We start from the raw sequence: 22,791 nt of genomic DNA, 5'->3' as shown, positions 1-22,791 counted from the left end.
GAGTCAGATCGCGTCTGACGCGACGTTGCGGCCTCTTCACTGCGATGGAGAGGCCGCATTGCGTCGATGGCGTATCGCTAATTCGTGTCCGATTGGGGGTTCGGTCGACGTGGGGCCCATGATCGCGGAATAATGGCCCCAATCGTGCCCCGACTTCTGGAGGATCAATGTCCCAGACTTTCGGTGCCTGGCGTGCCACCTACACCCCTGGCTCCTGGGTGGTATTGGCCGGGCCGAGTAGCCTCGTCGTCATGCAACCGGCCGCGCCACGCCACTCCGGACTGGTGTCGTCTATCTGGCGGCAGGTAGCCGAGGCTGAGGATCCCGAGTCGCTTGTTGAAACCCTCGCGGCGATCGGACTAGCAAAGATGCCAAGTCTGGGACTGTTCTTCTGGGTGGACGGACAGATGTACTCCATGGCGCGTGGCCAGGTCGTCGTCAAGGATGCATCTACCGGCGAGGTCGTCAACTGTGACGACGGCTTGCTGACCTGGAGCGAGAAGAAGCTCAATCCGGCAACTGTCGTCGTCGAGATGGAGCAGGCCGAGCAGAGGTTGTCGATGCCGCTGTTGCTGGGGGTTGCTCAGGCGAGCAAGCTCATCATTGATGCCACCGGAAACGTTGAGCCTTTCGTCGTGCCAGAAGCCGACGAGATCCATCGCCCACACCTGGGCAGCGACGATGCGGCTAAGCCGTGGACTTTGGCGGGTCATGACGCTGACGACGTCGCTGAGGCTGGCGGGGAGGCCGAATCAGGCGAGATTTCCGACGATGAGGACCACAGTCTCGGGTTCGTGGAGGTTCCGGCACCGGGCGAGGTCACCGAGTCGTCCACCGAGCCCACCACTGACGGCGGCTGGGAGTCTGACGGCGGTGATGGGGTTGGCGCAGACGAGCCCGTCAGTCCCGTGCCGGCGCGTGCTGCCGAACCGGAATCCGTGGAGACCGCTGCTGCCGGGGATGATATAGCCCCGGTTCGTGCGCAAGATGAGGTCGGCGTCGACGAGTCCCGCAACGAATCAGCGCGCGGTGACGGTGATATTCATACTGGTGTTGAGCCCGTGGGAGTGCAGCCGGAATCCGCGGACGTCGTTGCAGCCCTCGCGCCTGGTACCGCCGCTGGCCAGCCCGATATGCCCCGCCAATTCGAGCAGTCCGATTCCCGCCTCCGTGATTGGCGCGTCTCGTCGGGTTCAGCGATCAGCCAGCTGTCGACGCGGTCGGATGCCGCCGTCGCTACCCTGGTCTCTAGCACTGGCGAGGTGACGCACCTTCAGCGTCCTGTTCTCATTGGGCGCGCTCCGCGAGGCGAGAATGGCGAGGACACCATGCGGGTGCCATCTCCGGGGCAAGACATCAGCCGTACTCATGTCATGATCGCTCCTGGACAGTGGGGTATCGAGGTCACGGACATGCATTCGACAAACGGCACAGTCGTTCATCGCGGCGGTCAAGAGCCGCTGCGGTTGGAGAGCGGACAGACTATCGACCTGTCGATTGGTGATTCCGTTGATCTTGGTGACGGTGTTGTTATCACCATTGAGGCTTATCAGGGGTGATGGTGCATTCGGGACGAGAGTACTTAGAAACGTCTCTGCCCTGGTCTCAGGAGGAGCTTTCACCAACAAGCTGTGATGCCAGCTGGTTCGCCCTTTACGGGGTTAGTCTCCTAGTGTGATCCTTAGGGTTCACCGGGGACCAGGAAGGACATCCGATGGGACACATTCTCGTTTTGTCGGGAGCTGGGCGTTACGCAGACGGCATCCACGATTTCGACGCGACCTCCGAGGCTGTTTCTCAGATCTTGACCGAGCGGGGACACCAGGTGGAAGTAAGACGTTCGGAGCCAGAAGCTTTAGACCACCTCGCTGACGCGGATCTGCTCATCGTCAATACCGGTGGTGGTGATCCGGAAGAGGAGTGGGACTACATTCCACAATGGTCTCGTGCTCACAACAAGATCTTGGAGCACCATGAGGCTGGTAAGCCGATTCTCGGGCTACATACCGCGTGTAACACCTTCTGTGACTGGGACTTGTGGCCGTCTATTCTGGGCGGTAAATGGGTACTGGGAGTGAGCGGACATCCAGAAAGGTCCTACGCCGTTTTTGAACCTATGCCGGAGGCAGCGGATCACCCCATTCTGCGTGGTGTCGAGCAGGTCATGGTCTATGATGAGCGCTACTGCGACTTGGAAATCAGCCCACTTGCGACGCCGCTGCTGTTCCACGAGACCGGCGAAGAATTTCACACCATGTGCTGGGTGATGGGCAACAGTGTTGTCTATGACGGTCTGGGGCATTCGTCGCGGTCGTATTATTCGGCGTCGCGACGCCAACTGTTGTGCAACGAGGTCTCGTGGCTGCTCAACTGGAAGCGTCGCGAGGCGTCTAGTGCGGCTCGGGTCAACCCGGAATCACAGCAGGCCTGAGGCCGACGTCAGGCCTGAGGCGCTCCGGCAAGGATCGTGGCGGTCGAGGACACTCCCAGCCGTGTCGCCCCAGCATCGACCATCGCACATGCCGTCTGGTAGTCGCGGATGCCCCCTGACGCTTTGATCCCCAAGCGCCCACCAACCGTGTTTGCCATGATGGTGACGGCCTCGACACTTGCCCCGCCTTTCGGATGGAACCCCGTCGAGGTTTTGACGAAGTCAGCTCCAGCGCCCTCAGCGGCCTTGCACGCCCGTACGATTTCGTCGTTGGTCAATACTGCCGACTCGATGATGACCTTGAGGATCTTTGGATCGGGAACAGCCTGCTTGACGGCAGCGATGTCAGCGGTGACGTCGCCCCAGCGGCCCTCCTTCACGAGCCCGAGGTTAATCACCATGTCGACTTCGTCAGCCCCAGCGGCGATAGCTTCGCGAGCCTCAGTAGCTTTGACGGTGCTGGTGTGCTGTCCTGACGGGAACCCGCACACGACCGCCAGGTGGACGTTGCCCATGTCGAGGTCTAACGGCAGCATCACTGGCGACACACACACCGACCACGTACCGTACTGTTGAGCTTCGGCAATGAGCGTGGCAACGTCGTCGTGGGTCGCCTCGGGCCTCAGCAGGGTGTGATCGATCATGGCAGCCAGCTCAGTGGCAGATAGCGGGGCACGGGACATGCCAAACTCCTAATCCTGATTGAGTGCATCCACCTTACCGGTGATGCCTTGGCCTTAACGTGCCAACGGCAGGGTTAACGTGACGGTTGTTCCGGCCATGGATGAGTCAACTCTTGCGGTGCCGTGATGGGCAGCCATGACGGCCGCGACAATGGACATTCCCAATCCCGTTGAGCCTTCTTTCGAGCTGGTTCGGGCCGTGTCTGCCCGTGAGAATCGTTCGAAGATGACGGGGCGTACCGATTCGGGGATCCCTGGGCCGTTATCGGCGACGACGACGATGGCTTGCCCTTTCTGGGTGGAGACGGTGGTGTGGACGGTGACCCCCGCTGGTGTGTGCTTGCGGGCATTCGATAGCACATTGACGACGACTTGCATGAGGCGGTCGGGATCCGCCAGCACCGTGATTTCCTCGTTGGGAAGATCGAGAGTCCAGGTGTGATCCATACCGGCAGCTCGTGAATCTGAGACTGCATTGAGGACGATTTCTACAAGATCGACCGGTGTCAACTCGAGTTTCTGGTTGTTACCCAGCCGGGTCAGCAGCAACATATCCTCGACGAGAGCACTCATTCGGGTTGCTTCGGCTTCAATGCGATCTATCGCGAATTGTCCTTCCGGGGACATCTCGTCGCGGCGTCGCCTCGTCAGCTCGGCGTAGCCACGGATAGATGCCAGCGGGTTGCGCAGCTCGTGAGATGCGTCGGCCATGAACCGGCGTATTTTGACCTCTGATTCCTGGCGTGATGTCAGGGCGTCCTCAACGTTGTTGAGCATGTGGTTGAGCGCGTGCCCGACTTGGCCGACTTCGCTGCGAGGGTCGGCGAGTGGTGGATCGACTCGAATCGGCAGGTCGACCTCGCCACTGCCAAGGTCCATTTGGGAAACTATCGTCGCTGTTGAGGCAAGTCGATTGAGGGGCCGCAGCGACTTCGTGACCACTGCTCTTGTGGCGAAAAAACTGACGACTAGGGCCAGTGCAGTGATGGTGGCTTCGAGGATCAACAATCGTTCGATGGCATGGATGAGCCTTGTGCGCGGTAGCGCGACGACATGAGTGACGTTATGGCTGGTCGAGGCCATGGCCCGGTACTGTCCGCCGCCGTCGACATCAAAGTTGTGGGGGCGTTGGTCGCAGCGGACGTCGAGAAGTATGTGTGCTTCGGTACTGCAGTTCTTGGTGATGACGGCACCTTCGGTGATTGTTGACTGAAAACAGGCCTCGCCTGTCTTGATGACCAAAACGGTGCCTGCCTGGATGCCAATCACATCATTGGCACGTGGCCCTATTAGCCCAAAAGGGTGCTTGGCCTGACGCTCAAATGCTGCTGTCACCTGTTCGTCAAGATCGTCGGTGAGGATTTGATGAGTGCCCCAAATCGTCAATCCGCCAACTGCAACAGCTAGCAGACTGATAATCGCGAGTACTCGGATGACGAGCTGGCGTCCCAAAGTATGAGGGCCTAAGGGGTGCTCGAGCCAGATTGCCGACCTCAGCTCAGAAGATTCGTCGCAGCACGGTTCCAGGGGGTGGTTACCTGTGGGTGAGTTCGGAGTGATCACGTGGACATTTTCATCTCGTGGGTTTCAGGACGTAACCTGCTCCGCGCATGGTGTGGATCATCGGTTTGCGTCCCTTGTCAATCTTCTTGCGTAAGTAGGAGATATACAGCTCAACGACATTAGCCTGGCCCCCGAAATCGTAATTCCACACTCGGTCGAGAATTTGGGCCTTGGATAGCACGCGCCTGGGATTGCGCATGAGGTAACGCAGTAGCTCGAATTCGGTGGCTGTGAGTTGGATTTCCTCACCAGCGCGGCGCACCTCGTGAGAGTCTTCGTCGAGGACGAGGTCTCCAACGATCAGCAGAGAGTCGAACTTGGGCTCGGTGGCTCCCGAACGGCGCAAAAGGGAACGCAATCGGGCGATGACTTCTTCGAGGGAGAATGGTTTAGTGACGTAGTCGTCGCCGCCAGCGGTGAGGCCAGCAATGCGGTCACTCACCGCGTCCTTGGCAGTAAGGAAAATCACCGGGACATTGGGTTGATTGGTTCTTATCCTCCTCATGACCTCGAGCCCGTCGAAATCAGGAAGCATCATGTCGAGGACGATGACGTCAGGATGGATGGCTTTTGCCTCGCGAACTGCCTGCGCGCCGCAGTCTGCGGTGGTGACGTCCCACCCTTCGTAGCGCATGGCCATCGATAGCAGCTCAGTAAGGCTCGGCTCATCGTCAACGGCAAGGACACGGATAGGGGATCCGTCGGCGCGCGTCAGTCTGGGAGGTTGCAGGGGGATTGCCATGAGCTAAGGGTTCCACGCGAAAAGGCCACTTTGCTTCGTGATGTACCTGTGTGCTTCCTGTGAAGATAAAGAGAGGGGATACGCGCTATGGTCAGGGTCGATGCGAAGTCACGGTGAACTCTCGGCGAGCGGGAGAGCGAGCAATGTGGCGGTGACGCGCACGCTGTGGTGTCAAATAGCTTGTGAAGTCCATACATGCGCTGTGGAGCCTTACGACAGATGGTAGAGAAGCGGGCGAACTGTTTACTTCGATGTCACTCGGACTGATCCCGGCGCGCGAAGAGGGGGCCATTGGGCGTAACGTGTCAGCCGGCCGGAATTGCTCCCGGGTTCTGGTTGGCCGTCCTGTGAGGGGGCGGTGGATCTCCGTTCGCCATCCGGGGGCGTTACGACCCGCACGAAGGATCTTGCATGAGTTCGACTCTGTTAATCGTGGTTATCGTCGTTGTGACGGCGTTGGCGTTCGACTTCACTAATGGTTTCCACGACTCAGCCAACGCCATGGCGACGTCGGTGGCAACAGGAGCGCTCAAGCCTAAGGTGGCCGTCGTTATCGCTGCCGTGCTTAACGTCATTGGCGCATGTTTGTCGACTGAAGTCGCCAAGACAATCTCGGGCGGTATCGTCAACGACCGCCTCGTTACCGCTTCTATGGTCTTTGCTGGCCTTATCGGTGCCATCATCTGGAACTTAGCGACATGGCTATTCGGTCTGCCGTCCAGCTCTTCCCACGCTCTGTTTGGTGGTCTTATCGGTGCTGTGTTAGTTGAGGCCGGTATGAGCGGCATCAATGCCGGCAAGATCATGAGCAAGATCATCCTGCCGGCTTTGGTTGCCCCATTCGTCGCTGGTATTGCAGCGTTGGTGGCCACCTGGCTGGCTTACCGCATTACCGACCACACGGCTCATCACTCCTCGCGGATGTTCCTCAACGGTCAGCGGGTCTCAGCTTCTATGGTTGCTCTTGCCCACGGCACCTCTGACGGTCAAAAGACGATGGGCATTATTACTCTGGTCCTCATTTCCGCTGGGTATCAGGCTTCGGGTACTGGCCCGGCATGGTGGGTCATTCTGGCCGCAGGTTGCGCCATCGGCCTAGGTACTTATTCGGGTGGTTGGCGCATCATGCGAACAATGGGTAAGGGGCTGTGCGACATCGAGTCTCCGCAAGGTTTCGCTGCGGAGACGGCCTCCACAGCCGCAATCCTGGCTTCTTCGCACCTGGGCTTCGCGCTGTCTACTACTCACGTTTGCTCGGGTTCGATCCTGGGTTCGGGAATTGGTCGTCGTACCGAGGTTCGCTGGTCGACTGCCGGGAAGATGGTCATCGCGTGGCTTGTCACCTTGCCGGCTGCCGCTTTGGTTGGTGCCGTCACCTCAGCCATTGCTGGTGTCGGTATCTGGGGCGTCATTGTCGATCTCGCCTTGCTAGCTATCATGGCCGCACTGATCGTCCGTCAGGCCAACCAGCACAAGGTTGACCACAGAAACGTTAACGATTCCACCCAGGTGGGTGTCCGCAAGGGCTCCGCCGTTGCTCGAGGGACTGCAGCATGAATATCGACTGGACTTCGTTAGGCCTGGTATCCATCGTCACCGTCGCGGCCACCGTCCTCATCGTCTCCATTGTTTCAGGCGGGGCGTTGATGCTGGATCGCGCGCATGCGCGCACGGAAGCTGGCAGTGACGGTGCCGCCGGGCTCGTGGCTCTGGGGTGGACGGCTATTGGTGTAGCAGGCGTCATCGTCTTGTATGGGTTGTACCTGCTCATCCCGTACTTCCATTGAGGTGAAGCGCAGAAGGTGCCGGACGGTGAACCGTCCGGCATTTTTCATGGCGCGACGGGGTTGTGCGGTGATACCCAGGGCTCGGAATACATCCAGCAGGCCGCTGATTGAGTCTAGCTAACTCAATTTCGGCAAAAATTGGCCAACGTCAACTTGAGTGTTGAGGACTCAGGGTCTAGAGTTGAGTCGAAGTCGCTCAAGGGGACATTCCCCAGACCGTTTGTCCATCAGGAGGAAATCAACAATGGCCCGTTCAGTCGGTATCGACCTCGGAACCACCAACTCGTGCGTCGCCGTCCTCGAGGGCGGCGAGCCAACCGTCATCCCGAACGCTGAGGGTGCTCGTACTACCCCGTCGGTGGTCGCTTTCACTAACTCCGGTGAGACCCTCGTCGGCGAGGTTGCCAAGCGTCAGGCTGTGACCAACGTTGACCGTACCGTCCGTTCCGTCAAGCGCCATATGGGCGAGACGTGGACCATGGGCGTCGACGACAAGACCTACAAGCCCCAGCAGATCAGCGCGTTCATTCTGCAAAAGCTCAAGAGGGATGCTGAGGCTTACCTGGGTGAATCGGTCACCAACGCGGTCATCACCGTCCCGGCCTACTTCTCCGACGCTCAGCGTCAGGCCACCAAGGAGGCTGGCGAGATTGCCGGCTTGACTGTCGATCGCATCGTCAACGAGCCCACTGCGGCTGCTCTGGCCTACGGACTCGACAAGGCTGACAAAGAGCAGACTGTTCTGGTCTTTGACCTTGGTGGTGGCACCTTCGACGTTTCTTTGCTCGATATTTCTGACGGTGTCTTCGAGGTCAAGGCCACTAATGGCGATAACCACCTCGGTGGTGACGATTGGGACCAGCGCATCGTCGACTGGCTCGTCACTCAGTTCAAGAACGCTAACGGCATCGACCTCGCCGCCGACAAGATGGCTAAGCAGCGTCTGCAAGAGGCCGCCGAGCGTGCCAAGATCGAGCTGTCGCAGGCTTCCGAGACCCACATCAACCTGCCCTACATCACCGCTGGCGCCGCCGGACCGCTCCACCTTGATGAGAAGTTGACTCGTGCCGAGTTCCAGCGCATGACCTCTGACCTCCTCGAGCGTTGCCGCACCCCGTTCAACGCGGTCATGAAGGACGCCGGTCTCAACGTTTCACAGATTGATGAAGTCATCCTCGTTGGTGGCTCGACTCGTATGCCCGCCGTCACCGATCTCGTCAAGGAGCTGGCTGGCAAGGAGCCACACAAGGGCGTTAACCCCGACGAGGTTGTGGCTCTCGGTGCTTCCCTGCAGGCTGGTGTGCTGAAGGGCGAAGTCAAGGATGTGCTGCTGCTCGACGTCACCCCGCTGAGCCTTGGTATCGAGACCAAGGGCGGTGTCATGACGAAGATCATCGAGCGCAACACCACCATCCCGACGAAGCGTTCAGAGGTGTTCACCACCGCTGAAGATAATCAGCCATCGGTGATGATCCAGGTCTTCCAGGGCGAGCGCGAGTTCGTCCGCGACAACAAGTCGCTCGGCAACTTTGAGCTGACCGGTCTGATGCCGGCTCCGCGCGGCATCCCCCAGATCGAGGTGTCCTTCGACATCGACGCCAATGGCATTGTCCATGTCCACGCTAAGGACATGGCCACTGGCAAGGAGCAGTCCATGACTGTCACCGGTGGATCCGCCCTGGGTAAGGACGAGATCGACCGGATGGTTAAGGAGGCCGAGGCCAACGCTGAGGCTGATAAGAAGCGTCGCGAAGCTGTCGAGATGCGTAACGAGGCCGACGCCTTGGCCTTCCGCACTGAGAAGCTGCTCGACGAGAACGCCGACAAGATCCCCGAGGACACCAAGGCGCCGGTGACCGAGGCCATCGCCAAGTTGAAGGAGACCCTCAAGGGCACCGACAACGACGACGAGGTTAAGGCTGCCATGGATGACCTCAACCAGAAGGCGTCCGCCATGGGTCAGGCGATCTACGCTGCCGCTCAGCAGGCTCAGGCCGAGAACCCACAGGACCAGGGCGGGGAGTCGGCCACGTCAGAGTCCGGCGATGACACCGTCGTAGATGCGGAGATTGTGGACGACGAAGACGAGAAGAAGTGACTGGGGCTCGGGCCTGACCCCAATCCCACCGCCGGGTCGCCATGACGACGGCCCGGCGGTCGGCACTCACGTGGAGGAACACAGATGACTGATAAGAACGTCAATCCCGACGACAGCGACGAGAACCGCGACGACAATGTCGACGAGCGCTTTGCCGACATCGTTGATGACGTCGACATCGACGCTGATCAGTCGGCTACTGATTCGCAGGCTCCCGAGGAGCTGTCCCGAGAGTCCCAGCTGGAAGCTCTGCTAGCCGAACGCACCGAAGACTTGCAGCGGCTACAGGCCGAATACGTCAACTACAAGAGGCGCGTCGATCGTGACCGTGCGCTGTCGCGTCAGTCTGGCGTCGACAAGGTTATTACTGACCTCATGCCGGTGCTCGACTCCATTGCCATGGCTCGTCAGCACGGCGAGGTGGAAGGCGGATTCAAACTCGTCGTCGACGAGCTGGAGAAAGTTGCCGATAATCACGGGCTGACCAGCTTTGGTGAGGTTGGCGACGCCTTTGACCCCAACCTTCACGAGGCACTCATGCAGATGCCGATGGAGGGAGTCTCCGTCACCTCTGTGAGCCAGGTGATGCAACCCGGCTACAAGCTCGGCGATCGCGTCTTGCGACCGGCTCGCGTTGCCGTTTCGGATCCCGATCCTAACGCCACCGCGACTAATGAGCCCGGCCAGCCGGACGATGAATCCGGTGACGAGGAATAACAACTGACAATGGCTGAGGCCAGATGAGGTGGCCGCGACTGTAAAACCCGACAATGACCAGGGAGGGAGGAATTAGATGAGTACCAAGGACTGGGCCGAAAAGGACTATTACAAGATCCTCGGTGTCTCTAAGGACGCGAAGCCCGAAGAGATTAAGAAGGCGTTCCGTAAGATTGCCCGGGACAACCATCCCGACTCCCATCCTGGTGACAAGGCGGCTGAGGCTCGCTTCAAAGAAGCCTCAGAGGCCAACGACGTGCTGTCGAATGCCAAGAAGCGCAAGGAGTATGACCAGGCTCGGAGCCTGTTCGGATCGGCAGGTGGATTCCGGTTTCCGCGAGGCGGCGCGCAAGCCAACGTTAACGTCGAGGACATCTTGCGCACTGCCTCAAACGGGGACGGATTCGGTGACCTGTTCGGGAACCTTTTTGGAGCGACCGGGGGACGGCGTACCGCGTCCCGATCGCCACGTCGGGGTGCCGACGTTGAGGGGGAGACGACGATCTCCTTCAACGACGCCGTGGCAGGCACCACCGTCACTATGGATACGGTCTCTCAGGCGCCCTGCCAGGCATGTCGGGGGACTGGAGCTAGAGCTGGCACCGTGCCACGCGTGTGCTCGACCTGCCAGGGATCGGGTATGCATGCCAGTTCGGCGGGCGGCGTGTTCGAGATGACTGAGCCCTGCCCGGATTGCCACGGTCGCGGCATGGTCGTTGAGGACCCCTGCCAGGTTTGTCATGGATCGGGGCGGGCTAAGTCCGCTAAATCTATGCAGATCCGCATCCCTGCCGGAGTAGAGGATGGCCAGCGCATCCGTATCAAAGGCAAGGGGTCTCCAGGCGAGAACGGCGGGAAGGCCGGTGACCTGTACGTGAAGGTCTCGGTGCGTCCGCATAAGATCTTTGGCCGCGATGGCCATAACCTCACTGTCACCGTACCGGTGACGTTCCCAGAGGCCACGTTGGGAGCCGACGTAGAGGTGCCGACTCTGGCTGGGACGACGGTTCGGTTGCGGATTCCGGCTGGCACGCCGAACGGTCGCACCTTCCGAGTGCGAGGACGCGGTGTGCCGCGTTCTGACGGGAGTAAGGGCGACCTGTTAGCAACTGTCGAGATCGCTGTTCCAGACAACCTTGACAGCAATTCGCGTCGGGCAGTGGAGAAGCTTCGCGACGCTATCGGACAGCCTATTCCGCGACCATGGGAGGTGAAGTGAGATGGTGCGGCGTAACAGGAATCTCTCTGACGCCGTTGACCTTGCCGTGATTGACAAGGACGCTGCGATCTTCGCCATCTCGGTGGCTGCGGAGCTTGCCGGGATGCATCCTCAGACCTTGCGCACCTATGACCGGCTGGGACTTGTGGTGCCTGAGCGCACCCGAGGTCGTGGACGTCGTTACTCGATGCGTGACGTCGCTGCGTTGCGGATGGTCCAGCATCTGTCCCAGGACGAGGGAATTAACCTCAACGGGATCCGACGGATCCTCCAGATGGAGCGTCAGATTGAGCAGCTGTCGGAGCAGGTGGATCAGCTCAGCGACACCGTGCGGGGGATGCAAGCGGCGCGTTATGAGGGCAGCGAGGATCCAAGGATCTTCACTGCGGAGTCGACTGGCCGTGTCCATATGGGCCGAACCGTCGTCCGCGCCCAACTGGCCTTACCTGCCCACCACGGCTGATCTTTGACTGCGTAGACGTGCCGTGAATTTGCTGAAAGCAAACGGGATTCTAGACCCTAGGTGCAGACAGCTGAGGGGCGGACAAGGCATCATGAATGTATGAAGAGAATTCTCAGGATTCTCAGTGTTGTGGTCGTCGTGGTGGTCGTGGCAGGAGTCGCGATCGGATTGCGGCCCAATTCCCATGCTTTCGGGTCGGTTTTTCGGGTTCGACATACATCCCGCTCCGCGAGCGTAGCGGATCCCGGCACTCCCGCATCGCCTGCGGGCGCGCCGACATGGTCTCCGGACGCGTCGGCATCGTCTGCTGATTCCCCGACGGTGACGACGACACGCGCGGTATCGGAGGTCGGGCGAGTGACAGGCCATGGTGGGACACTCACGACGCTTGGTCTGGGTGATTCGGTGCCACAGGGTGGTCCATGCACGAACTGCACGACGTTCGTCGAGAGGGTCGGCACGGATATGGCGCGTCACGCCGGGGTGAAGGCTGCAGTGCGTAACGAGTCGGTAAGCGGATACAAAACTGCGGATGTGTTGACCCAGCTTGAGTCCACGAGTGCGCAATCCCTGTTAAAGACGTCTGACCTAGCCATCGTGACGATCGGGGCAAACGACTTTGACTTAGACGCACTCGTGAGTCAGTGTGCCGATTCAGAGGAGTCGTGCGTAGCTGGCGATGTCAACGATGTGACCGATCGGGTGCGCACGATTCTGGAGCGCATCAAGGCCGGGATGACCACGCCGGGAGCAACCATTGCCGTCACCGGGTATTGGAATGTCGGGCTTGACGGCAAGGTTGGCCGTGACATGGGGGCTGACTACGTCAAGGTGTCCACCATGGTTACCGAGGCGTTCAACGCTAACGTCAAGAAGATCGCCAACGATGTTGGAGCGGTATACGTCGACGTCCGTACCCCATTCAAGGGCGCGGACGGCCGCCGTGATGACACCGCACTGCTCACAGACGATGGCGATCACCCATCCGATGAGGGGCACAAAGTGTTGGCTGAGGCCGTGGAGGCCCAGCTGTCTTGACCGGTGTGAGGCCCACTGGCCCTGACGCGACGGGGTTCGTTTTCGCGCTCAATGCCAGCATATCGGCAGGACATATGAGTAGGGCATATCGGTGCCACGTGCGCTTCATGACAAACCCGCGTTCCCATGGCGGCCCCGTGTCGTGGCACTGCCGTCACTCGGCCGATGGGGTAGGCGGGAACGGCGCGCAGGAGCGAGTTGCGCCCATACCGAACATCACGCCGTCGTTGAACTTTCACCTGACGTTTATGTGATGGATTGCACTATTCGTATTACTCTCAGTAACAGTAGCGTCGGCAAGGAGGTCGGCGCGCTGACAAGGGATCAACGATGACAGAAACTATGCTTGCTGAACGGTTCCACGCTGCAGATCGCTCCATCACCCTTGAGGACATCCCCATTCCGCATCCGGGACCCGGCGAGGTGCTTATTAAGGTCGCGTATTGCGGAATCTGCCACTCTGACTTGAGCCTCATTAGTGGTGCGTTTCCCGCTTCTCTGCCCGTCGTGACCCAGGGACACGAAGCTTCTGGAACCATCGTTGAGCTTGGGGCTGGCGTCACCGGGTGGAAGGAGGGCGACCGAGTCATCCCATCCGCCGGTCGCCCCTGCCTCAAGTGTCGCAAGTGCCGTCGTGGTGCTTTTACCGACTGCTTGGATCTCAACTTAATGGCGTTCGCCTACGACGGTGCATGGGCTGAATACCACGTTGCTCAGGCGTCTGGTATGACGAAGATTCCCGACAATGTGCCGTTGGATCAGGCCGCTCTACTTGCCGACGCTGTATCTACCCCGTATGCCGCCGTCGTTCGCACCGGCAAAGTCCATATGGGTAACGCGGTGGCCGTCTGGGGAGTCGGTGGTGTCGGAACGCATCTCGTCCAGCTAGCCAAACTCGCCGGTGGCGTTCCCGTCATCGCTATTGATCTCAACGACGCTGTCCTTGAGCGTGCCAAACGACTCGGTGCCGATTACACCTTGCGTAGCGATGACCCCGAGCTCATGCAGAAGATCGAGGACATCACGAATGGCCGCATGATCGACGTCGCCTTCGACGCCGTCGGCATTAAGCCGACTCTGCGCGCCTGCGTCGATTCCCTTGACGTCGATGGCAAGGCAGTGTCGGTCGGGCTGTCTGCCCAAGATATTGATGCCGGGCCGTTCCTTGACTTTAACCTGCATCGCAAGCAGGTTCTCGGCCATCTCGGCTACAAGTCTCAAGACATCGCAATGCTTGCCGAAATGCTGTCGTACCACCGTCTCGACCTCACCGAGTCGATTTCTAAGGTGGTCCCGTTGAGCGACGTCGAGAGCGGTATCGAAGAGCTTGAGTCGCATAAGGGTAACCCGATTCGCATTCTCGTCAAGCCCTGACGTTTCAGGCAGGTGCCGCCGCACGTCGGCGGCACCCTCGCGTTAGGTCGAAGTGGTCGCGTGGCGTCGGAGTTCAGGCTTACAATCTGCCAGTAAGGCCCCGGACTAACCGGGATTGCTGCGACGACGCATCCTGCCGTCGTGGCGGGAGCGGCGGCACAATGCCAGGAGCTTCATGACAGTACTGACCGACTTCCTCGCCACGCATCAACTACTGACGATCCTTATCGTCTTGGCCTCAGGCGCTCTGCTAGGCCAAATCAAGTTCGGCCCGCTGAGATTCGGTGCCGCCGGTGCCCTGTTCATGGGGCTGGTCGTCGGGGCCTGTGACCCCCGTTTTGGCCAAAATCTCGGGATGATTAAAGGCCTGGGCGTCGTGCTGTTCTGCTACACCGTCGGATTGGCCGCTGGGTCAACATTCCTGTCTGACCTCAAACGCCAGTGGGGTCTCATGCTTGCCGGAGTCGTCGGGTTAGCGGCGATGGCCGCAGCGGGGCTTGGCTTGGGGCGGCTATTCGGCTTAACCCCGGCCCATGTCGCGGGTCTGTACGCCGGTGTCCTCACCTCGCCGGCGATTGACGCTGCATCGACGGCCACCCACGGAGCTGGCGACACTCTGGTGGGGTATGCGTTGTCCTACCCGGTGGGCGTCGTCGTCGGGCTCATCATGGTCGCCTTTATCGCTCAACGACGCTGGCCGGCCCGCAAGGACAACACGTCGATGGCCGAGGCTGGGTTGACCTCGGTGTCCACGGTCGTCGACCGCGAAACGTCGATCCGGGAAACTCCTGGCTTTAACGACGACCACATTCGGATGTCATATCTACTGCGCGACGGTGAGATGCGGTTAGCCGCCCCAGAAGACGACCTTCACATTGGCGACCAGGTGCTCGTGGTCGGAAACCCTGACGACGTTAGCCGTGCCGTCGAGCATCTCGGGCACGTCTCCGAGCGCACCCTTACCAGCGAGCGACACGAGATTGATTTCCGACGCTTTCTGATATCCAACCCCGCTCTGGTGGGTCGGACTCTCGGCAGCATTGATGTGCGCGGACGCATCAGCGGCAAGGTGACGCGAGTGCGTCGCGGGGACCTAGATATGCTCGCCCGCGACGACATCATCTTGAGACCGGGAGATCGGGTGCTGTGCGTCGTGCCCGCTAACCGGCTATCCGATGCCGCAGACCTCTTCGGTGATTCTGAAGCCCGCGTCTCCCAAGTAGATGCTTTGTCTTTAGGACTAGGTGCCGCACTCGGTCTGCTGCTCGGTGCCCTCATGGTGGCTCTGCCAGGGGGCTTGCAGTTTGAGCTGGGAACTGCTGCTGGGCCTCTCGTCATGGGCATGATCTTGGGCTCGATTCACCGCACCGGGCCCATCCGCTGGCACCTGCCACATGCGACGAACGCGATCTTGCGTCAGCTCGGTCTTATGATCTTCCTGGCGTGTGTCGGGTTGGCTTCTGGGCCGGCATTCCTATCTCAGGCAGTGAGCTGGACGGGACTAGCGGTGATCGGCGTCTCGGCAGTGACGCTGGTCCTCGGTGGTGTGATCGTCATTGCGGCGGCCTGGTTCATGAAACTATCGGCCCAGCGGGCGACAGGCGCTTTTGCAGGCTTCGTTGGCCAGCCAGCCATACTTAGCTACGCCAACTCTCTGGTGAACGACGAGCGAATCGAGTCAGCCTACGGTGCGCTCTTCGCGCTGGGGACCGTCGTCAAGATTCTGCTAGTGCAGGTGATCGTACTGGTGTGAGCCCTAGTGGCTCGAGGGTTGCCGACGCCGTGACAGCCACCACCCGAGGGCTAGCACAGCCAGCCAGATCGGACCGATAGCTACGGCGATCCGGTAAGGCGGCATGACCATCATCACGACGACCATGAGCACCAGGAAGGCCAACACGATCCAGTTGGTTACTGGGGCGCCTGGCATCGTGAATGCCAGCTGGGCTCGGGAGTCGGCGTCGAGTCGGCGGCGGAAGAACATCTGAGTGATGATGATGGTCGCCCAGTTGATGATGGCGGCGATCATGGCGATCGACATGATGTACATGAACGCCTGCTCGGGCAGCAGCCCGACGACGACCACCGCAATAGCGGTCACGGCGCTCGATAGCAACACCCCAGCCCACGGCGATCCGGCCTTGTTGACTTTCCCGAGGAAGGCCGGGGCGTCCCCCTGATGGGCTAAGGCATGAAGCATCCGTCCGTTGGCGTAGAGGCCAGAGTTATACGCCGAGATCGCTGCGGTGAGGACGACGAGGTTCAAGATAGCCGCCGCTCCCGGGATCCCGACGAGGTCGAAAATCTGGACGAAGGGGCTGGCCTCGCCGTCGATCTTTGTCCACGGGACGATCGCCACCATGACGACGAGAGCACCGACGTAGAACAGCAGAATGCGTCCAACCACCCGGTTGATGGCTTTGGGAATGGAGTGCTGCGGGTCCTCAGCCTCACCGGCAGTGATGCCGATGAGCTCGGTGCCACCAAACGAGAACATGACGACGATAATCCCAGCGAGCATGCCGGTGAGGCCGTGAGGCAAGAACCCGCCGTTGCGCCACAAGTTGCCGATGCCGGTTGCCGGGGTGGAGTGGGTGCCGAAGACCATGATCCACAAGCCCAAAACGATCATGGCAATGATCGCGATGACCTTGACGATAGCGAACCAGAATTCCACCTCGCCGTAGGCGCGGACGTGCAGAAGGTTGACGGTGGTGACGATGACAAGCAATACCGCCGCTGACACCCATCGTGGGACGGCTGGGAACCAGTAGTTGATGTAGATTCCGACCACCGATAGCTCGGCCATCGACACGAAGATGTAGTTGAACCAGTAATTCCAGCCGGAGATAAACCCGGGGAGGTCTCCCCACCATCGGTGTGCGTATTCACTGAAGGCGCCCGACGTCGGATTGTGGACGCTCATCTCACCGAGGGCTCGCATGATGAGGTAAATCACGATGCCACCCACAAGGTAGCTGACGATGACCGCTGGTCCGGCGGCGGCGATAGAGTCGGCTGCTCCGTAGAACAGGCCAGTCCCGATTGCGCCACCCAACGCTATGAGCTGGATGTGTCGGTTGCGCAAACTGCGATGCAATTGCTGGTCGGGTTCAGTCACGACCTGTGAGTTTAGAGGTAAACGTCGCAGGGAACCGGCGCTGATCGAGGGGTGAGCGCCTCCTGATGTGAGACTGGCCTCCCCGCCCACACAACGCGAGCCGATCCCTTTGACGGAAACAGCGGTAACCGCCTCGTGGTTCCCGCCCACACAGCGCGAGCCGATCACCGGCCAGACCCCGCTGCTGCGTGACCGGGTTATCCCGGCCTTGCAGTAGCGGGGGCTCGCCGTCAGTCCCGAACGGTGTCAGCTCATTCCTCAGCGAGTGCGACGGCTGGTTTTATGGTGGCTCCTCGACGGCCTGGGATCACAGATGCCAGCCACCCAGACAGCATGGCGATAACAGCGATGATGAGCATCTGCAACCACGGTACGGATGTCTGAACGGCCATGAGGGGCCCATAGAGGGCGTGGGATCCTGCGATGCCGTAGCCAATGCCTAAGGCGATACCCACGATCGCTGAGATGCCGGAGAGGATGAGCGCCTCCATGCCAAACATGGATTGCACCTGTCTGCGGGTCAGTCCGAGAGCACGCAATAGCCCAATTTCGCGGGTGCGCTCCACGACCGATAGGCCCAAGGTATTTGCGACGCCGACCATCGCGATGATGACTGAAATCACGAGTAAACCGACGACCATCCCAAGCATGATGCCGATGACCTTGTCCAGCTGGGCCTTCTGGTCAGCCGTTGAGGCCACCGTTACTCCCGGATGGGTTGATATTGATCGCGAGAGGGTCTGGGTGACGGTGGATTGGTCGGTACCGTCTTTGTAGCGCACCTGTACCTGGGTGGGTTTGGCGTGGGGAGCTAGCGTGGCACCGACCTTCTGGGTGACTATGAGACCTTGTCCATCCTCGCCGTGGCGCACCAGCGTCAGGTTAGTCTTTTTCCTGCCCACAGTGATGGTTATTGTGCTGCCGTCGTCGACCCCCGGTAGGGCACCGACAGCATGGTTATCGTCGAGTCCCTGCACAGCTGAGTCGTCGCGGACGACGTCGCGAAATGTGGCAGACACACTCTGGATATCGACCTTGGTGGCATCGCCGCCGGCCTCAACGATTCCTGGAATTGTCGTCACGGTGGCGACCCGAGACACGCCGTCAGACTTTTCGACGTCGTGAATCGTCGCTGCGTCAAGTGGACCTTGGGCACTAACGGTGGCGTCGACAGGGAAGTGTCCATTCATCATCGTGTCGATGGAGGCCCGACCAGTGGCTGCTCCGGTGGCCACAGTCGCGATAAGGGTGACCCCAATGAGTAGGGCAGATGCCGTCGTAGCACGCGGGTTGCGTTGGATGTTTTCGACGGCTAGTTCCCCAGGGACTCCGCCGAAGCGAGCGCTGCCGATGGCACGGCTGAGGCTACCGATGAGGACAGGAGCGAGGACGAGTACTCCCGCGAAGCTGATGAAACCGCCGCCGGTGCCGCACATCACAGCATTCTTCGTTGTCATGTCGCCGGTGGCGGCGATGATGACGAGGGCAGTGCCGACGCCGAATAGCAGCGCCCCGAGCACGATGCGGATCCGTCCGATCCTGCGGGTGGGAGGCTCGATAACTGGCTGCAGGGCTGCCACGGGGGCAACCTTGGTCGCTCGTAGCGCTGGACGCAGGGCGGCCAAGGCTGTGACGACAACACCCACGAGGATCGGAATGATGCAGGACCTCACGGTAATACTGATTGAGGTGTCAATTGGCGATCCGGCAGCCTTGAGACCCATAAGCATGAGCTGGGTGACGCCGATGCCTAGGGCAGTCCCGATGGCCGATCCGATGAGACCGGCAACGAGGGCCTCCCCGAGAACCGAACGTCGCACTTGCTTTCGGGTAGCACCGATGCATCGTGCCAGGGCGAGGGCGCGGGTGCGCTGCGCGACGAGGATCGTAAAGGTGTTGACGATCACCATTGCGGCTACAGCTAGGGCAATCACGGCGAAGGCGCCCATGAAAGCCGTCATGACTGTGAATCCCTGGGAGGCCTGCTCGGCTTGGTGGGTTCGTTCGTCGTCGGCGGTGCGCACGGTTGCCGTGGTGCCGACAACCTTCGAGACATCCTGCACGACCTGCTGAGCGGGACGGTCAGAGTTTACGTACACAGTATCGGCACCGGGCCGGCCGCTAATGAGCCCCAGCGATGTGGCGGGCAGGTAGATTTCCGCAGAGGTGGGGTTCGTCGTCGTGCGGGCGTCCGGGTTGAGCACACCGACGACGGTGAGGGTAACCGGCTTCGCATTGTCGCGAGACAGGGCATTGACGGTAATTCGCGCTCCGATCCCGGCGTTGTTATCGGCAGTGGTTTGGTTGACGGCCACCTCGTTGGGTTTGAGGGGCGCGCGACCCTTAATGAGTCGGGGATGGGCCGGAAGTAGGTGACCATTGACATAGTTAGCCCGACCGTTGTCGGTGCGCTGCAGGGAAACGTCGCGGGTCTGTTCGACTGTGGTGATACCGGATATGGTGGCAATGGTGTTGACGGTTGCTGGCGCAATAGGCTTCGACGCGTTCTTCGAGGTCACCACGGCGGTGGCGTCTCCGACAGCTGCCGCTTGGGTGCGTAGCGTGAATGCTTTCACCGAGTCCATCAACATTAGCGTGCTAGCTGCGAATGCCACACCGATAATGATGGCGATCATCGTGGGTACGAGACGACGGTGTTCGTGAATCATGCCAGGGTCTCCTGACTGCGGGTCGTCGAGACCTGGCCGTCGGCGACGGTGACGATGTCGTCGGCCCTGGCGGCGGCGTCACGATCGTGGGTGACCATGACGACGGTCTGACCGAGGTCATCAACGCAGTGACGCAAAAAGGTGAGTAAATCGTCACTCGCCTCGGAGTCGAGGGCACCGGTTGGCTCGTCAGCGACGATGACGTCGGGATGAGTTACCAGAGCTCGGGCGACAGCGACGCGCTGCTGTTGCCCGCCGGAGAGTTCCGACGGCTTGTGGCTCAAGCGTTCGGTGATGCCTAGCATTTCGGTGATGTGGTCGAACCACGCATTGTCGACCTTGGTGCGTGATAGGCGCAGCGGCAGGGTGATGTTGTCGGCGGCGCTGAGGGTTGGCATGAGGTTGAAGGATTGAAAAACAAACCCGACGTGTTGACGACGCAGTTTGGTGAGGGCATCGTCATCGAGGTGGGTGATTTCGGTGTCGCCAATCCATACTCGGCCTGAGGTGGGGGAGTCGAGCCCGGTAATGCAGTGCAACAGGGTTGATTTTCCCGACCCTGACGCTCCCATGATCGCGGTGAATCGCCCAGCCGGGATGGTGAGGGTCACCGAGCGCAGGGCTCTCACAAGAGTCGCTCCAGACCCGTACGTTTTCGTGAGATCGAGAGTGCGTACCGCGGGGGACGCCGTGGTGACCGCGGCCGTCGCTGAGGCAGACGTCGCTGAGGCAGACATGGGAACTCCTGAATCGAGGTTTTACAACGGCCTCGACACTAGGAGTGTTGTCCCTCGTCACACATCGGACCGGAGAGTGGTTGCGGCCCTACTACTGCAGGAGGATATTGCCGGTTCGCGGGCGGATCGCCCCGAGGATTTACCGGCCTGGACGCACTAAACCGGCGTCGTAGGCTGTGATGACCATGGAGACGCGGTCGCGCAGACCAAGCTTCGACAAGATGTGGCCAACGTGGGTCTTGATAGTCGTCTCGGCCAGATACAGGCGTTCGGCTATTTCAGCATTCGTCAACCCTTCTCCAACGTAGGTGAGCACTTCGCGCTCCCGGTCCGAGAGGGTCTCGACGAGCTTCGGGTCGGTCATGGCAGGGCTCCCCGCACCCTGGCGAGGAATGAACCTCTCAATCAATCGGCGGGTGGCCGACGGGGCGATGATGGAGTCACCGTCGTGGACGGCGCGGATACCGGCTAGGAGTTCGGTCGGCCCGGCGTCTTTGAGCATGAACCCCGACGCGCCGGCTCGCAGCGCAGAATGGACGTACTCGTCAAGGTCGAAGGTTGTCAGGACAAGGATCTTGGCCTCGGGATGGCTCGTCATGATCTTCTCGGTGGCGCCCAAACCGTCGAGGACGGGCATCCGAATGTCCATGAGGATGACGTCAGGGGCCAATTGATCGACGAGCTGTACGGCTTCGGCACCGTCATTGGCTTCCCCGACGACGGACATGTCTGGCTGGGCGTCGAGGACAAGGCGGAACCCGGCGCGCACCATCTGCTGGTCGTCGGCCAGAAGGAGTCGAATCGGGTCGGTCATGGCGTGGTCCTTCGGGGCTCAAAGCGATGATTAATGGACAGGGATGACGGCGTGGACACGGAACCCGTGGTCCGGGAGACTCCCTACCTCCAGAGTGCCACCCCAGGCGGACACCCGTTCGCGCATCCCCACCAAGCCGTGTCCTGCCCCGTCGGCGCGCTCGATGCCGGCGACGCCAGCACCGCGCCCGTCGTCGACAATCTCCACAGTGACGTCATCGCAGTGATGGCTGATGGTGACCTGGGCGGTCGCCGCTGGGCCGCCGTGCTTCAGAACATTAGTGAGGGCTTCCTGCACGACGCGGTAGCAGACAAGTTCGGCACCCTGAGAGAGCGGTTCGTGGCAGTCCGGGCTGCCCTCGATCGTCAAGGTGGTGTCTAGCGTCCCGGTCATCTCCTTGATAAGGCCGGGGATGTCATCAAGGCCTCGGGTGGGGGCGAGCTCTGGGCCGGAGTCGTTGTCACGCAGCACACCGACGAGGCGACGGGTCTCATCAAGGGCGTGACGGGCCGTCGTGGCGATCGTGTCTAGAGCTTGCCCGCTGGCCGCCAGGCGGGTCTCGACGTCTCCGGTCTCGTCATGGTGAGCCAGGTAGGAGCCGCCGTCGGCCTGCACCACAATGACCGACAACGAGTGGGCGACGATGTCGTGCATATCCCGGGCGATCTTGGCTCGTTCCTCTTGGGTTGCCAGCCTGATGCTCTGATCGCGTTCGCGCTCCAGGTCGATGGCGCGTTGGCGCAACGCATCCATGGTTTGATGCCTGCCTCGTGCGGCGCTACCAGCAAACCATGCTGCTAAGCAGCAGGCCATGCACACGATGGTGATGACACAGAAGTAGATGAGGTGGCCTCGGAAGCTAGTGTCAGCGAGCTGGGCGGATGGGGAGAATCCCCAACTAACCCCGGCAGCAATGGGACTGACGACACACATAGCTAGCCACAATGTGCGCCGCGGTGGGCCAGTTTTCAGTGACACTTGGTACAGGATGAGAGGTACCAGGAGGTTTTGCGGTGATGGGGACGGGTACACCGCTAGTTGCAGAATGTGAGAGGCGACGAGTACTGCTGCGGTCACGTCCGGTTTGGTGCGTGCCCATATCCAGGATACGCACACAGCTATCACCCATAGCGCTATCCGCACCTGGTGAGCGGTGCTGAATATGGTGTCGTGATCTGATGACGTGAACGCGACGACGAGCACAAGAAAGGCCATCACTGAGTCGAGGATCATCGGACGGGTGTGCAGCCACCGATAACCACGGCGCAGACGCCCCGGAGTGCGTCGGGTGGGTGTTGAGATGCTGCTCACCTCCCCGACCCTACGGCTGCTCGT

General features: G+C 60.5%; 19 protein-coding genes. 11 read left to right on the top strand and 8 right to left on the bottom strand.

Going from position 1 to position 22,791, the window contains the following annotated elements; genetic code table 11:
* Positions 1–167: 167 nt before the first annotated feature.
* Positions 168–1,559, top strand: a complete 1,392-nt coding sequence (locus FYJ43_RS09425; protein WP_154564145.1) for an FHA domain-containing protein — start codon at positions 168–170, stop codon at positions 1,557–1,559.
* 155 nt (positions 1,560–1,714) lie between these two features.
* Positions 1,715–2,431: a ThuA domain-containing protein gene (locus FYJ43_RS09420; protein ID WP_154564143.1), complete on the top strand. Its 717-nt coding sequence runs from the start codon at positions 1,715–1,717 to the stop codon at positions 2,429–2,431.
* Positions 2,432–2,439: 8 nt separating this feature from the next.
* On the opposite strand, the gene deoC is transcribed toward FYJ43_RS09420, so the two are convergent.
* The 3 genes from deoC to FYJ43_RS09405 are packed head-to-tail and all read right to left on the bottom strand — an operon-like array spanning position 2,440 to position 5,419.
* Positions 2,440–3,114: a deoxyribose-phosphate aldolase gene (deoC, locus tag FYJ43_RS09415; RefSeq protein ID WP_154564141.1), complete on the bottom strand. Its 675-nt coding sequence runs from the start codon at positions 3,112–3,114 to the stop codon at positions 2,440–2,442.
* A 54-nt stretch (positions 3,115–3,168) separates the two neighbouring features.
* Complete coding sequence (locus FYJ43_RS09410) at positions 3,169–4,677, bottom strand: sensor histidine kinase (RefSeq protein ID WP_326833527.1); 1,509 nt, start codon at positions 4,675–4,677, stop codon at positions 3,169–3,171.
* Between the two features lie 10 nt (positions 4,678–4,687).
* The gene (locus FYJ43_RS09405; protein WP_154564139.1) at positions 4,688–5,419 is read right to left on the bottom strand and encodes a response regulator transcription factor; all 732 of its coding nucleotides are present in this window, start codon (positions 5,417–5,419) and stop codon (positions 4,688–4,690) included.
* Positions 5,420–5,830: 411 nt separating this feature from the next.
* Here FYJ43_RS09405 and FYJ43_RS09400 point away from each other — a divergent pair, with 411 nt between their 5' ends.
* From FYJ43_RS09400 to FYJ43_RS09360, 9 genes are all read left to right on the top strand, one after another.
* Entirely contained in the window at positions 5,831–6,976 is a 1,146-nt protein-coding gene (locus FYJ43_RS09400) for an inorganic phosphate transporter (protein ID WP_154564137.1), read from the top strand.
* Positions 6,973–7,206 (top strand): hypothetical protein, encoded by a 234-nt coding sequence (locus FYJ43_RS09395; protein WP_154564135.1) that lies wholly within the window; start codon positions 6,973–6,975, stop codon positions 7,204–7,206. The genes FYJ43_RS09400 and FYJ43_RS09395 overlap by 4 nt, the downstream gene beginning before the upstream one ends.
* Positions 7,207–7,450: 244 nt before the next feature.
* Positions 7,451–9,304 (top strand): molecular chaperone DnaK, encoded by a 1,854-nt coding sequence (gene dnaK / locus FYJ43_RS09390; protein WP_154564133.1) that lies wholly within the window; start codon positions 7,451–7,453, stop codon positions 9,302–9,304.
* A gap of 84 nt (positions 9,305–9,388) precedes the next feature.
* On the top strand, positions 9,389–10,021 hold the full coding sequence (gene grpE, locus FYJ43_RS09385) for a nucleotide exchange factor GrpE (RefSeq protein WP_154564131.1): 633 nt from the start codon (positions 9,389–9,391) through the stop codon (positions 10,019–10,021).
* 76 nt (positions 10,022–10,097) lie between these two features.
* The gene (dnaJ, locus tag FYJ43_RS09380) at positions 10,098–11,240 is read left to right on the top strand and encodes a molecular chaperone DnaJ (protein WP_154564129.1); all 1,143 of its coding nucleotides are present in this window, start codon (positions 10,098–10,100) and stop codon (positions 11,238–11,240) included.
* 1 nt (position 11,241) lies between these two features.
* Complete coding sequence (locus tag FYJ43_RS09375; protein ID WP_154564128.1) at positions 11,242–11,703, top strand: heat shock protein transcriptional repressor HspR; 462 nt, start codon at positions 11,242–11,244, stop codon at positions 11,701–11,703.
* Positions 11,704–11,802: 99 nt separating this feature from the next.
* Positions 11,803–12,741 carry an SGNH/GDSL hydrolase family protein gene (locus FYJ43_RS09370; RefSeq protein ID WP_154564127.1) on the top strand — a complete coding sequence of 313 codons (939 nt, stop codon included), beginning with the start codon at positions 11,803–11,805 and terminating at the stop codon, positions 12,739–12,741.
* A 330-nt stretch (positions 12,742–13,071) separates the two neighbouring features.
* Complete coding sequence (locus tag FYJ43_RS09365; RefSeq protein ID WP_154564126.1) at positions 13,072–14,115, top strand: zinc-binding dehydrogenase; 1,044 nt, start codon at positions 13,072–13,074, stop codon at positions 14,113–14,115.
* A gap of 175 nt (positions 14,116–14,290) precedes the next feature.
* Entirely contained in the window at positions 14,291–15,868 is a 1,578-nt protein-coding gene (locus FYJ43_RS09360) for an aspartate:alanine exchanger family transporter (RefSeq protein WP_154564124.1), read from the top strand.
* Between the two features lie 3 nt (positions 15,869–15,871).
* Here FYJ43_RS09360 and FYJ43_RS09355 read toward each other — a convergent pair whose 3' ends face one another.
* The 5 genes from FYJ43_RS09355 to FYJ43_RS09335 all read right to left on the bottom strand — a co-directional run bounded on the left by FYJ43_RS09355 (position 15,872) and on the right by FYJ43_RS09335 (position 22,689).
* Positions 15,872–17,236: an amino acid permease gene (locus tag FYJ43_RS09355; RefSeq protein ID WP_326833526.1), complete on the bottom strand. Its 1,365-nt coding sequence runs from the start codon at positions 17,234–17,236 to the stop codon at positions 15,872–15,874.
* A gap of 251 nt (positions 17,237–17,487) precedes the next feature.
* On the bottom strand, positions 17,488–19,905 hold the full coding sequence (locus FYJ43_RS09350; protein WP_154564122.1) for an ABC transporter permease: 2,418 nt from the start codon (positions 19,903–19,905) through the stop codon (positions 17,488–17,490).
* The gene (locus tag FYJ43_RS09345; protein WP_154564120.1) at positions 19,902–20,642 is read right to left on the bottom strand and encodes an ABC transporter ATP-binding protein; all 741 of its coding nucleotides are present in this window, start codon (positions 20,640–20,642) and stop codon (positions 19,902–19,904) included. The genes FYJ43_RS09350 and FYJ43_RS09345 overlap by 4 nt, the downstream gene beginning before the upstream one ends.
* Before the next feature lie 139 nt (positions 20,643–20,781).
* Entirely contained in the window at positions 20,782–21,456 is a 675-nt protein-coding gene (locus tag FYJ43_RS09340) for a response regulator transcription factor (RefSeq protein ID WP_154564118.1), read from the bottom strand.
* Positions 21,457–21,486: 30 nt separating this feature from the next.
* Positions 21,487–22,689 carry a sensor histidine kinase gene (locus FYJ43_RS09335; protein WP_154564507.1) on the bottom strand — a complete coding sequence of 401 codons (1,203 nt, stop codon included), beginning with the start codon at positions 22,687–22,689 and terminating at the stop codon, positions 21,487–21,489.
* Positions 22,690–22,791: the final 102 nt, after the last annotated feature.

It is taken from the genome of Cutibacterium porci (assembly GCF_009696315.1).
Taxonomy (GTDB): Bacteria; Actinomycetota; Actinomycetes; order Propionibacteriales; family Propionibacteriaceae; genus Cutibacterium; species Cutibacterium porci.
This window is presented reverse-complemented; position numbering and strand designations above follow the sequence as displayed.